This is a genomic window from Streptomyces herbicida (assembly GCF_032656585.1).
In the GTDB taxonomy this organism is placed as follows: domain Bacteria; phylum Actinomycetota; class Actinomycetes; order Streptomycetales; family Streptomycetaceae; genus Streptomyces; species Streptomyces herbicida.
Genome location: NZ_JAUYWJ010000025.1, coordinates 94,629 through 107,006, shown reverse-complemented (window position 1 = coordinate 107,006; position 12,378 = coordinate 94,629). Strand labels below are relative to the sequence as shown.

General features: G+C 72.2%; 9 protein-coding genes and 2 pseudogenes. 6 read left to right on the top strand and 5 right to left on the bottom strand.

What is annotated here, in order from left to right; all coding sequences use genetic code 11:
* Nucleotides 1-53: 53 nt before the first annotated feature.
* Entirely contained in the window at nucleotides 54-695 is a 642-nt protein-coding gene (locus tag Q8A52_RS39285) for a TetR/AcrR family transcriptional regulator (RefSeq protein ID WP_316760824.1), read from the bottom strand.
* A 283-nt stretch (nucleotides 696-978) separates the two neighbouring features.
* Between Q8A52_RS39285 and Q8A52_RS39280 the strand changes: the two genes are divergently transcribed.
* Nucleotides 979-2,448 carry an FAD-dependent monooxygenase gene (locus Q8A52_RS39280; protein ID WP_316760822.1) on the top strand — a complete coding sequence of 490 codons (1,470 nt, stop codon included), beginning with the start codon at nucleotides 979-981 and terminating at the stop codon, nucleotides 2,446-2,448.
* 1 nt (nucleotide 2,449) lies between these two features.
* Here Q8A52_RS39280 and Q8A52_RS39275 read toward each other — a convergent pair whose 3' ends face one another.
* The gene (locus Q8A52_RS39275; RefSeq protein WP_316760819.1) at nucleotides 2,450-2,959 is read right to left on the bottom strand and encodes a MarR family winged helix-turn-helix transcriptional regulator; all 510 of its coding nucleotides are present in this window, start codon (nucleotides 2,957-2,959) and stop codon (nucleotides 2,450-2,452) included.
* Between the two features lie 110 nt (nucleotides 2,960-3,069).
* Here Q8A52_RS39275 and Q8A52_RS39270 point away from each other — a divergent pair, with 110 nt between their 5' ends.
* Nucleotides 3,070-4,023, top strand: coding sequence for an EamA family transporter (locus Q8A52_RS39270; protein WP_316760817.1), 954 nt, complete (start codon nucleotides 3,070-3,072; stop codon nucleotides 4,021-4,023).
* A 35-nt stretch (nucleotides 4,024-4,058) separates the two neighbouring features.
* Nucleotides 4,059-4,295 (top strand): annotated as a pseudogene (locus tag Q8A52_RS39265) (EamA family transporter); the annotation flags it as partial.
* A 171-nt stretch (nucleotides 4,296-4,466) separates the two neighbouring features.
* Here the strand turns inward: Q8A52_RS39265 and pepN are convergent.
* Nucleotides 4,467-7,040, bottom strand: a complete 2,574-nt coding sequence (gene pepN / locus Q8A52_RS39260) for an aminopeptidase N (protein WP_316760814.1) — start codon at nucleotides 7,038-7,040, stop codon at nucleotides 4,467-4,469.
* Between the two features lie 112 nt (nucleotides 7,041-7,152).
* Here pepN and Q8A52_RS39255 point away from each other — a divergent pair.
* A pseudogene (locus tag Q8A52_RS39255) lies at nucleotides 7,153-7,574 on the top strand (DUF1203 domain-containing protein); the annotation flags it as partial.
* Nucleotides 7,575-7,647: 73 nt separating this feature from the next.
* On the opposite strand, the gene Q8A52_RS39250 reads toward Q8A52_RS39255, so the two are convergent.
* On the bottom strand, nucleotides 7,648-8,667 hold the full coding sequence (locus Q8A52_RS39250) for an aspartate-semialdehyde dehydrogenase (RefSeq protein ID WP_316760810.1): 1,020 nt from the start codon (nucleotides 8,665-8,667) through the stop codon (nucleotides 7,648-7,650).
* 117 nt (nucleotides 8,668-8,784) lie between these two features.
* Nucleotides 8,785-10,884 (bottom strand): TerD family protein, encoded by a 2,100-nt coding sequence (locus Q8A52_RS39245; protein ID WP_316760807.1) that lies wholly within the window; start codon nucleotides 10,882-10,884, stop codon nucleotides 8,785-8,787.
* A gap of 151 nt (nucleotides 10,885-11,035) precedes the next feature.
* Here Q8A52_RS39245 and Q8A52_RS39240 point away from each other — a divergent pair, with 151 nt between their 5' ends.
* Both Q8A52_RS39240 and Q8A52_RS39235 read left to right on the top strand, forming a co-directional pair.
* Nucleotides 11,036-11,575 (top strand): sigma-70 family RNA polymerase sigma factor, encoded by a 540-nt coding sequence (locus tag Q8A52_RS39240; RefSeq protein ID WP_316760805.1) that lies wholly within the window; start codon nucleotides 11,036-11,038, stop codon nucleotides 11,573-11,575.
* Nucleotide 11,576: 1 nt separating this feature from the next.
* Nucleotides 11,577-12,323: a hypothetical protein gene (locus Q8A52_RS39235; protein WP_316760803.1), complete on the top strand. Its 747-nt coding sequence runs from the start codon at nucleotides 11,577-11,579 to the stop codon at nucleotides 12,321-12,323.
* Nucleotides 12,324-12,378: the final 55 nt, after the last annotated feature.

Below are 12,378 nucleotides of genomic sequence, written 5' to 3'. Positions count from 1 at the left end.
TCCCGCCACGTTCGCGGTGAGGCCGGCGCCCTCGGCGTGTCCGCGCCCGTCCCTCAGGGGCTGGGCGCCGTGAGGTACCGCTGCACCGTCGGCGCGAGCCACGCCACGATCTCCTCGCGGGCCAGCGCCACGGCCGGCGGCAGGCGCAGCACATAGCGGGTGAGCGCCAGCCCGAGCAACTGCGCGGCGCACAGCGCGGCCCGCGCCGGGACCTGCTCGGGGTCGGGACACACCTGCCGGGCCACCGGCAGCAACTGGTCGCGGAAGATGCCCTGCAAGCGCTCGGCCCCCGCCTGATTGGTGGCGCCGACCCGCAGTACCGCCGTGAGCTCCTCGTTCTCCTCCCACAGTGCGAGGAAATGGCCCACGAGAGCCCGGCCGACGTCGTCGCGCGGCACCGCCGCCAGGTCGGGGAGCCGCAGATCGAGCGCGACGGCCGCCGCGAAGAGGCCGTCCTTGTTGCCGTAGTACCGCATCACCATCGACGGGTCGATGTGCGCGTCCTTGGCGATCGCGCGGATGGTGGCCCGCTCGTAGCCGTCGGCGGCGAAGCGCTCGCGGGCGGCGGCGAGGATGGCGTTGCGGGTGGCCTCGGAGCGGCGCGCTCCGCTGGGGGAGCCGGAGGCGGAGCCCGTGGGGCCCGAGTCGGAGCCCGCGGGGCCGGAGCCGGCGGGACCGAAGTTGCTCACAGTCATGTCAACGATCGTAGGCCTACAGTCGTGGGCCAACAAGCGTAGGCCGGTAAGCGTGCGCCACAAACATGCGCCAACAAACGTATGCCAACAAGCGTATGCCAACAGATGCGTGCCAACAGATGCGTGCCAACAGATGCGTGCCAACAGATGCGTGCCAACGGATGTGTGCCAACAGATGTGTGCCAACAAGTGTTGACGCCCCCGCGCCCCGACCGTAGTGTTGCCAACAAGTGTTGACCAACGAACGTTGACCAACAGGTGTTGGCACTCCAGGAGGCGCCCCATGAACGGCACGACCAGCACGACCGGCACCACCCGCAGCCCGCTCCCCGTCATCGTCGTGGGCTCCGGCCCCACCGGCCTCCTCCTGGCCGGCGACCTCGCCGCCGCGGGCGTTCCCGTCACGCTCCTCGAAAGGCGCCCGCACAAAATCAGCAACCTCTCCCGGGCCTTCGTCCTGCACGCCCGCACCCTGGAGCAGCTCGACGCCCGCGGCCTCGCCGACGACCTGGAGGCCGTCGGGCAGCCTCTCGACCGGCTCCGCCTCTTCGGCCGCCTCACCATCGACCTCGACACGCTCCCCTCCCGCTTCAACCACCTGCTCGTCCTCCCGCAGTACGAGGTGGAGAAGGCGCTGGAGCGGCGTGCGGTGGAGGCGGGGGTGGACTTCCGCTATGAGACCGAGCTGACCGGGCTGGTCCAGGACGCGGACGGCGTCACGGTCGAGGTCCGCGGACCCGGCGGCGAGCCCGGTAGCCTGCGGGCCGCCTATGCCGTCGGCGCCGACGGCATGCGCAGCGCCGTGCGCGACGCGATCGGGCTGCCCTTCCCCGGCCGATCGGTTATCCGCTCCGTCGTCCTCGCCGACGTCCTGCTCGCCGAGAAGCCGGACAACCTGCTCACCGTGAACACCGTCGGTGATGCCTTCGCCTTCATCGCCCCCTTCGGCGACGGCTACTACCGTGTCATCGGCTGGCACCGCCGCCGCAACGTCGCCGACAGCGCGCCCCTCGGCCTCGAGGAGGTCAAGGAGATCACCCGGCTCGCCCTCGGCCGTGACTTCGGGATGCACGACGCCCGCTGGATGTCCCGCTTCCACAGCGACGAGCGCCAGGCCCCCGCCTACCGGGTCGGCCGGGTCTTCCTGGCCGGCGACGCCGCGCATGTGCACACCCCGGCCGGCGGCCAGGGCATGAACACCGGCCTGCAGGACGCGGCCAACCTGGGCTGGAAGCTCGCCGCCGTCGTGGGCGGACACGCGGACGAGGCGCTGCTCGACACCTACCAGGCCGAGCGGCACCCCGTCGGCAGGGCGGTGCTCCGCAGCAGTGGCGGCATCGTGCGCCTCGCCATGGCCAAGCGTCCCTGGACGCTGGCGCTGCGTGCCGCCCTCACCACCTTCTTGAACACCGTCGGCCCGGCAGGCCGCAAGGCAACGGGGCAGATCACCGGCATCGGCTTCCGCTACCCGGCTCCCCGGGGCGCCCACCGCCTCACCGGCACCCGCGTCCCGGACGTCGCCCTCGCCGACGGCCGCCGGCTCTACGAGGCCCTGCGCGGCGGGCGGTTCGTGCTGATCACCGCGGAGGCGTACGAGGACGGGCGGGACCGTGCGGACCGGCTGGCCGTGGCGCGCTGGGCGAGCGACCGGCGTACGGCCTTGCTGGTGCGCCCCGACGGATACGTCGCCTGGGCGGCCGACTCCGCCGACCCGGCGGCGGTCGGGGCGGCGCTCGCCGCCCACGTGGGCTGAACTAGGGCCGGGTGGTCCCGGCGGTCCCCGCGAGCAGTTCCCGCAGCAGGTCGGCCAGTTGGCCGGCCTGTTCGCCGTTCAGGGCGGACAGCGCGTCCGACTGTTCCGCGAGGCCGGCGCCGACCGCCTCGTCGATGAGCCGCAGCCCTTCGTCGGTCAGCGTCACCTGGAGACCGCGCCGGTCGTGCGGGTCGGGGGAGCGGCGCAGCAGCCCGGCCCGTTCCAGTTTGTCGAGGCGTCCGGTCATCCCGCCCGTGGTGAGCATCAGCGTGGCCGAGAGCTGGCGCGGGGACAGGGTGTAGGGCTCGCCGGACCGGCGCAGGGTGGCCAGCACGTCGAACTCGCCGCGTGAGATCCCGAACCGCGAGTACGCCTTCTCCATCCGGTCGCCCATCGCGCGCGAGAGCCGGAAGATCCGGCCGAAGACCTCCATCGCGGCGGTGTCGAGGTCGGGGCGCACGGCCGCCCACTGGTCGATGATCGTGTCGACGGGGTCCCTGTGCTGAGGCATGGGCAGAGTATCCGCCGGGTTACGGTCGCACGCAAGAAACTGGCTTGACGCTAAGTAGCTTGGCGCTAAGCTACTTAGCGTCGACCTACTCTGAAGGGGTCACCACGGCCATGAACCGCTCCGCCCTCATAGCCCTCACCGCCCTCGCCCCCGTCTCCTGGGGCACCACCTACGCGGTCACCACCGAGTTCCTGCCGCCCGACCGCCCCCTGTTCACCGGCCTCATGCGGGCGCTCCCCGCGGGGCTGCTCCTCCTCGCGCTCGCCCGAGTGCTGCCGCGGGGCGCCTGGTGGTGGAAGGCCGCGGTCCTCGGCGCGCTGAACATCGGCGCCTTCTTCCCGCTCCTCTTCCTGTCGGCGTACCGGCTGCCCGGCGGCATGGCGGCCGTCGTCGGTTCGGTCGGCCCGCTGTTCGTCGTCGGCCTCTCGGCGCCGCTGCTCGGGCAGCGGCCGACCGCGCGCACCCTGCTCACCGGCGTCGTGGCCGCGTTCGGTGTCAGCCTGGTCGTGCTCAGGGCGGCCGGCGCGCTCGACCCCGTGGGCGTGCTCGCGGCCCTCGCCTCCACCGCCTCGATGTCCACCGGCACCGTCCTGACCAAGCGCTGGGGTCGTCCCGACGGCGTCGGCCCCCTCGCCCTGACCGGCTGGCAGCTCACCGCGGGCGGCCTGCTCATCGCCCCGCTCGCGCTCCTCGTCGAGGGTGCCCCGCCCGCCCTGGACGGCCGGGCCGTCGGCGGCTACCTCTATCTCGCCATGGCGAACACGGCGGTCGCGTACTGGCTCTGGTTCCGCGGCATCGGCCGCCTCACCGCGACCCAGGTCACCTTCCTCGGCCCGCTGTCCCCGCTCACGGCGGCCGTCACCGGCTGGGCGGCGCTCGGTGAGACGCTGACGCCGGTGCAACTCGCGGGCATGGCGCTGGCCTTCGGGGCGACGGCGGCGGGTCAGCTGGGAGCGCGGCCCGCGCCCGTATCCGCGTCGCCGGTGCGACGGTCGTTCAGTTCTCCTGAGAAGAATGCCCGGAAAGATTCGATGGACGTGACAGATCCGTCCTTGCGACGGTAGAGCCACCGCGATCACCCGACAGCGAAGGGACCTCCGTGGCCGCCGTTCTCTCCAGGGCTCTCCCGGCACTCCCGAAGGGCATCGCCCTCGCCACGGTCGTCTGGTCCGGAAGCTTCGTCACGTCCCGCGCCCTGCACGACAGCGTGCCGCCCGTTCAACAGGCCTTCTGGCGCTGGCTGGTGGCCCTCGCGGCGGTAGCCCCCTTCGGCGCCCGACCGGCCTGGCGGCAACGGGAGGTGATCCGGCGCCACCCGGGCTTCGTGCTCCTCGCCGGCGAGCCTGGGCGTGGCGCTGGTACCGCGCCTGGCCGCCGTGCGCAGGGACGGGGTGACCATGCGGAGGCGGGCGCCGACCGCGGCAAGGAAACGCGACCGCGGCAAGGAAAGGGGCGCCCGGTGAAGCATCGGGCGCCCCCAGGACCGTACGGACGACGGCTACGACGGCTACGACGCCGCCGCGTCCGCCGCCTGTGCCTTCAGGGCCCGCTCGACGCCCGAGCGGGACTCCGAGACGAGGCGGCGCAGGGCCGCGTTGGGCTCGGCCGACGCCAGCCAGGAGTCCGTCCTGGCGAGGGTCTCCTGGGACACCTGGATCGACGGGTAGAGGCCGATCGCGATCTGCTGGGCGATCTCGTGCGAACGGGAGTCCCAGACGTCCTTGAGGACCTCGAAGAACTTCTCCGTGTACGGCGCCAGCAGCTCGCGCTGGTCGGTCTGGACGAAGCCGCCGATCACGGCCTCCTGCACGGCGTTCGGGAGCTTGTCGGACTCGATGACCGACGCCCACGCCTCCTCCTTGGCCTCGGGCGTCGGGCGGGCCGCGCGCGAGGTGGCCGCGTGCCGCTCACCGGCCGCGGTCTTGTCCCGCTCGTACTCGCCCGCGATCTCCGTCTCGTCGAAGCGCCCGACCGCGGCGAGGCGCTCCACGAACGCCCAGCGCAGCTCCGTGTCGACGACCAGACCCTCGATGGTCTGGGTGCCGTCCAGCAGGCCCTCCAGGAGGTCCAGCTGCTCCGGCGTACGGGCGGTCGCGGCGAACGCCCGGGCCCAGGCCAGCTGGTGGTCGCTGCCCGGCGCGGCGGAGCGCAGATGGGCCAGCGTGGCGTCCGTCCAGCGGGTGAGCAGGGCCTCGCGGGCGGCCGGGTCGGCGTACAGCTCGATGGCCAGCTTCACCTGGCGCTGCAGCGACTGCACGACGCCGATGTCCGACTCCTTGCCGATGCCCGACAGCACCAGACTGAGGTAGTCGCGGGTGGCGAGCTCGGCGTCGCGGGTCATGTCCCAGGCGGACGCCCAGCACAGGGCGCGCGGCATGGAGGACTCGAAGTCGCCGAGGTGCTCGGTCACGAAGGCCAGGGACTGCTCGTCCAGGCGGACCTTCGCGTACGACAGGTCGTCGTCGTTGAGCAGGACCACGTCCGGGCGACGCGTGCCGACCAGCTGTGGCACGGGGGTCAGCTCGCCGTCCACGTCCAGCTCGATGCGGTCCCCGCGGACCAGCTTGCCGCCGTCGCCGTCGAGCGCGTACAGGCCGACCGCGACCCGGTGCGGGCGCAGGGTCGGCTCGCCCTTGGCGCCGGCGGGCAGGGCCGGGGCCTCCTGGCGGATGGCGAAGGAGGTGATGACGCCGTCGGCGTCCGTCTCGATCTCCGGGCGCAGGATGTTGATGCCGGCCGTCTCCAGCCACTTCTTCGACCAGGTCTTCAGATCGCGCCCGGAGGTCTCCTCCAGCGCGCCCAGCAGGTCGGACAGACGCGTGTTGCCGAACGCGTGAGCCTTGAAGTAGGCCTGCACGCCCTTGAAGAACTCGTCCATGCCGACGTACGCGACGAGCTGCTTCAGGACGGACGCGCCCTTGGCGTAAGTGATGCCGTCGAAGTTGACGAGGACGTCGTCGAGGTCGTTGATCTCGGCCATGATCGGGTGGGTGGACGGCAGCTGGTCCTGACGGTAGGCCCATGTCTTCATGGAGTTCGCGAACGTCGTCCACGCGTGCGGCCAGCGCGAGCCGGGGGCGTAGGCCTGGCAGGCGATGGAGGTGTAGGTGGCGAACGACTCGTTCAGCCACAGGTCGTTCCACCACTCCATGGTGACCAGGTCGCCGAACCACATGTGGGCCAGCTCGTGCAGGATCGTCTCCGCGCGGACCTCGTACGCCGCGTCGGTCACCTTGGACCGGAAGACGTACTGGTCGCGGATGGTCACCGCGCCCGCGTTCTCCATCGCGCCCGCGTTGAACTCCGGCACGAAGAGCTGGTCGTACTTCTTGAACGGGTACGCGTAGTCGAACTTCTCCTGGAACCAGTCGAAGCCCTGCCGGGTCACCTCGAAGATCGCGTCCGAGTCGAGGAACTCGGCGAGCGAGGGACGGCAGTAGATGCCGAGCGGCACGCTCTGTCCGTCCTTCTCGTACACGCTGTGCACCGAGTGGTACGGCCCGACGATCAGCGCGGTGATGTACGACGAGATGCGCGGCGTCGGCTCGAAGACCCAGAGGTCGTCCGTGGGCTCCGGCGTGGGCGAGTTGGAAATGACCGTCCAGCCAGTCGGTGCCTTCACCGTGAACTGGAAGGTGGCCTTGAGGTCCGGCTGCTCGAAGGAGGCGAAGACCCGGCGGGCGTCGGGCACCTCGAACTGGGTGTAGAGGTAGGCCTGCTCGTCGACCGGGTCGACGAAGCGGTGCAGGCCCTCGCCGGTGTTGGTGTACGCGCAGTCGGCGACGACACGGAGGACGTTGCGGCCCTCCAGGAGGCCCGGCAGGGCGATCCGCGAGTCGTTGAAGACCTGGTCGGGGTCGAGCGGGTCGCCGTTGAGGGTCACCTCGTGGACCGTCGGGGCCACCAGGTCGATGAAGGACTCGGCACCGTTTTCGGTGACGTCGAAGCGCACCGTGGTCACGGACCTGTAGGTGCCGCCCTCCTGCGCGCCGGAGAGGTCGAGATCGATCTCGTACGAGTCAACGGTCAGCAGCTTCGCCCGCTGCTGCGCCTCATCGCGAGTCAGGTTTGTGCCAGGCACGCGGTCATCTCCTCGTTATGTGTGGGTTGCGCCATCCTTCCATGGGACCCGCGCGGAACGCGATGTCCGGATCCCGCCGGTCGGCCGGGCCCGATCGCGCCGGCCTGGGCACATGACGACGTACACCGCACGACCCATCGACCCGCCGGTCCTGAAGGAGCTGCGCTCCACTGACGATGCGGGACGCGAGATGGTTCCCGTGACGGACGAGGAGGGTGGTGCGCCGCTGCGCCGCTGCGCCGCTGCCTGCGCCGCAGCGTCCCTGGATGGGGGTCCCCCCCGCTCGAACGAAGTTGAGAGCTTGGGGGAGGATCGCTCTCGTCTCCTACGCGCCCGTACGCCGCTGGGCCGCCCGGACCGGCGCCGAGCCGGGCGCCTACGACGAGCGGGGTCCCGTCTTCATCCATGCCGCCGGCTGGTCGGGCACCCCGGTGACTTCGAGCCGGCCTTCACGGAGGCCTTCGCCGACCCCGAGGTGGCGCTCGTCCACGTACGGGCCTGGAGTACGGGTGCTTCCTGTACGAGGTGCGGCGGCCGGTAAGGCCCCGGGCAGGCGGAAGGGCGGCCACGCGATCGTGGCCGCCCCGTGCGCGCGGGTTGCCGCGCGTTACTTCGCGGCGAGCTCCGCCGCCACCAGCTCCGCGATCTGGACGGCGTTCAGGGCCGCGCCCTTGCGGAGGTTGTCGTTGGAGATGAACAGGGCCAGGCCGTGCTCGACGGTCTCGTCGCGGCGGATGCGGCCGACGTACGAGGGGTCCTTGCCGGCCGCCTGGAGGGGCGTGGGGATGTCGGTGAGGACGACACCCGGCGCGTCGGCGAGCAGCTCGGCCGCCCGCTCCGGGGAGATCGGGCGGGCGAAACGGGCGTTGACCTGCAGGGAGTGGCCGGAGAACACCGGGACGCGCACACAGGTGCCGGAGACCTTGAGGGCCGGGATCTCCAGGATCTTGCGGGACTCGTTGCGGAGCTTCTGCTCCTCGTCGGTCTCGTTCAGGCCGTCGTCGACGAGGTTGCCCGCGAGGGGGAGCACGTTGAAGGCGATGGGGCGCTTGTAGACGCCCGGCTCCGGGAAGTCGACCGCCTCGCCGTCGTGGGTCAGCTTGTCCGCGTCGGCGATCACCTTCTGCGCCTGCCCGTGGAGCTCCGCCACGCCCGCGAGCCCGGACCCGGACACCGCCTGGTAGGTGGCGACGACCAGCGCCTCCAGGCCCGCCTCGGCGTGAAGCGGCTTCAGCACCGGCATCGCGGCCATCGTGGTGCAGTTCGGGTTGGCGATGATGCCCTTGGGGCGGTCGGCGATCGCGTGCGGGTTCACCTCGGAGACCACCAGCGGAACGTCGGGGTCCTTGCGCCACGCGGAGGAGTTGTCGATCACCACGGCACCCTGGGAGGCGACCTTCTCGGCCAGCGCCTTGGAGGTCGCGCCGCCCGCCGAGAAGATGACGATGTCGAGGCCGGTGTAGTCGGCTGTCGCCGCGTCCTCCACCGTCACGCCGTCGAGGACGGTGCCGGCCGACCGGGCCGAGGCGAACAGCCGCAGCTCGTCCACCGGGAAGTTCCGCTCCGTGAGGATCCTGCGCATGACCGTGCCGACCTGACCGGTGGCTCCGACGATTCCGACCCTCACTGCGACTCCTTCACATGGCTTGCTGGTGCCCCCTGCGTGGCCGGGGCCTTTCCATCATGCGTCTCACCCCGGCCCGTGTGTCCAATCCTTTGCCCGAGGAATGGGACGGGTCTCACGTCAGCCGCGCAGCTCGATGCTCCACTTGCCGGACGTCCTGATCTGGAGGAATCCTCCCGGAACGCGCTGCAGACCGGAAGCCGTGCTGATCCGGCGCATCGGTTCCAGGCGTTCGTCCAGCTCCCAGAGCACCACCAGGTCCAGCATCCCGCGCGGCTCGTGCCTGACCATCACCTCGGCCTCGGGCCCGGTGTGACGTACGACTCCATAGCCCTGGCCCTCCACGAGCTTGCCGAGCACCGGGACGGAGGCCGGGTCCGCGGTCTCGATCCGCCAGCCGGTGTCGACGCTCGCGGCGAAGACATGCACGTAGCAGTACCCGGCCGCCGAGACCCACACCGGTCCGACGGCCGGGCGGCGCCGCCCCACGCTGTCGGCCGAGATCCGCATCTGCCCGTCGCTCTGCAGGGTGCGGGTCTCCAGCGACTCGGTGTCGGAGGTGGTGCGGCGCAGACCGAGCAGCGCGGGCGGGCCGTCGTAGCGGAACACCGCGCTGCCACGGCCCTCCGCAGCGCCGGTGAGCGGCGGGACCTGTTCGATCGGCAGCAGGCGCAGGCTCCAGTCGCCCCCGTCCTCCACCTTCAGCCGCACCTCCGGCTCGCCCTTGCGGAAGAGCACGGTGCGGCCGTGCCCGCCGTGCCGGGAGCCCTCCAGGACCGTCTCCTCGTCGTCGTACTCGTCGAGCAGCTTGACCCGGTACGACCCGAACGTGCCGGCGTCGGTGAAGTCGTACTCCAGCAGCGCCGGACGTCCGGGGGCCGGGTTGGCGAGGGTGACGGTCCGGTCGCCGCGGCCCGTCCAGGCACCGGCGGCCTGCGCGGCGGCTCCGTCGAACACGGGGAGCGGCCGGGCGGTGAGCTGCCAGGGGCCGTCGGCCTCCAGGAGCAGCAGTAGAGGGCCGTCGGGCAGGGGCACGGTCTGGCGGAACGGGTCGGTGTCGTTGACCAGCAGGTCGTACTCGTCGGGCCTGCCGAGATGCCGGGCCTCCAGGCACTTCAGCCCGAAGTAGCCGCCGCCGTCCTCGTCGCCCGCGAAGTCGACGTCCAGGTCGGCCGCCGGGCCGGCGTAGGCGATGACCTCCGGGCCGTATCCGCTCAGCGGGCCCTGGCCGATCCGGCGGGCCACCGACAGCGGCTGTACGGACACCGTCCAGTCGTGGTCGGCCTCCACCCGCAGCCGCAGCGGGCGGTCCGCCGGGGGCAGCACGAGGGCGCGGCCGCGGAAGTCGCGCAGGGTGCTGTTGTAGAGGAACTCGTCGTCCTTGTTGCGGCGGTTCAGGGTGTGCATCCCGAAGTAGCCGTCGCCGTCGTGCCAGGCCTCCACGATCACCGGGCCCGGCGGCAGGGGCGCGTCCACGGAGACGACGCCGTTGCCGCGGCCGCGCTGGACGTACGGGGGGAACTCGGGGCCGAAGGAGCGGGGGACGGCGTCCTGCGGCGCGGCGGGGGAGGGCCGGGCCGGTACGGCGGCCGGGGGCGCGGCCGGGACGGGCGGCGCCGGAGGGACCGTGGGCGGCGGGGGCACCGGTGCCGGGGCCACGGTCGGGACCGAGGCCGGTGCGGGGGCCGGAGTCTGCTCCTCCACCGCGATCCCGAAGTCCGTCGCCAGCCCCGCGAGCCCGGAGGCGTACCCCTGCCCCACCGCCCGGAACTTCCACTCCCCGTTGCGCCGGTAGAACTCCCCGAGCACGAACGCCGTCTCGCTCGACGCGTCGGTGACCGCGTAGTGCACCACCAGCGCGCCGTCCGCCGTGAGCGCCTGCACATACAGCCCGGGCACCTGTCCGAACACCCCGCCGTCGCAGGAGCCCGCGATCAGCACCCGCTGGATCTCCGGCTCGACGCGGGGCAGGTCCACCTCCAGCCACTCGGTGAGCATCCCCTCGCCCTCGCCCGCCCCCGTGTGCCGTACCGCCCCGGAGGGGTGCGCGGGCTGGTTGTAGAACACGAGGTCGGCGTCGCCGCGGACCTTGCCCGCCGCGTCGAGCAGCAGGGCCGACGCGTCCACGACCGGTGTCCCGGGAGCGCTCCGTCGGCAGACCGCGACCCGCAACGGACCTGCGGGGACAGGGGTGTTGGCGCCTTTGGTGATGTGCGTCATGGAGTTCATGGTGACAGTGGGGACGGTGTGAAGTCGATGCGCCGGAGACGAGTGGATCAAGTGGAGGAGCGGGGTCCGGAAGATCGCGGAAAATCGCTCCGAACGTTTCGGCCCGCCGCGGCGTCATAGGGGAAACGCGGCGAGGGGAGGGGTGGCTGTGCTGCGCAGAAAGGCCCGCCGTGGCCAGGGCGCGGATCACGGAGGGGACGATCCGCTGGACGCGGCCCAGGAACGCCGGGTGCGGGCGGTGCTCGCGCTGGGCGGGGTGCCTCAGGCGGACCTGCTGGACGGGGTCCAGCAGGTCCGCCTTCGGCTGCTGGAGCGGGCCGCGAAGGGCGAGGAGGCGCCGCGGGACGTCTCGGCCTGGGCGGCGGTCGTCGCCTCCAACCTCGCCATGGACTGGCATCGCGCCAAGCGCCGCCAGGAACGGCTCGGCGAGCGGCTGGCCTCGCTGCGGCAGGGCGACCACCCTTCCGGCGAGGACACCAGCGTGCTCTCCCTCGCGGTCGCCCAGGGACTGGACAACCTGCCCGACAGCCAGCGCCAGGTCGTCGTCCTGCGCTTCTATGCCGACCTGCCGGTGCGCGGGATAGCCGAGGAGCTCGGCATCCCCGAGGGCACGGTCAAGAGCAGGCTGCACACGGCGGTACGGGCCCTGCGCGCCCGCCTGCACGAGGACGAGGTGGTGTGACGTGACCGCCGAACACGACAAATACGACGACGGCGACGTCGGCATGGACGCGTTGATGGCCGTCCTGATGGACCGGCCGCTGCCGGACGGGGCCCGCGCCGACGCCGCGCTCATGGCCGAACACCGGGCGGCGGTGGCCGACGTGGCGCTGCTGCGGGAGCAACTCGGCGTCATCGGGGACGCGCTGGCGGAGCCCGGCGAGGCACGGAAGCCGGTTCCGGCGCCGATGGCACGTGCGCCGCGTACCCCGCGGCCCCGCGCCGCCCGTTTCGCCTTCGGCGCCTTCGCGGTGGTGGCCGTCGTGGCCGTGCTGTCGGGGATGGCCTGGCTGCTGACCCAGACGGGGAACGGCATGGTCCACGGGGCCAGTGACAGCGCCGGGGCCAAGTCCGACAACAGCGGCGGCGACGCGAAGGGGGCCTACACGGCCTGCGCCCGCCTTGTCGTCGAGGGCGACGTGACGTCCGCCGAGCGGGTGCCCGGCACCGGGAAGAGCCGGGTCACCCTGCGGGTGACCCACTACTACAAGCCGGCGAAGGGCAAGGCCGAGCTCACCTTCCTGACGGACGAGGCGATCGACCCGGCTCCCCGCGGGGGCGAGCACGTCCTGGCCGGCTTCCTGGACAACGCCTCCTCGCCGGACCTGTGGGTGAGCGGCAAGCAGGAGGTCGCGGACCAGCGGGCGGTGATCCTCCGGGAGCTGGCCCTGCCGACACCGGCGTCGGCGGCGGCCGGCACCTGCGGCTGACGGGTCATACGCGAGGGCGGGCGCCCACCAGGACGCCCGCCCCCATGTTCCGAAA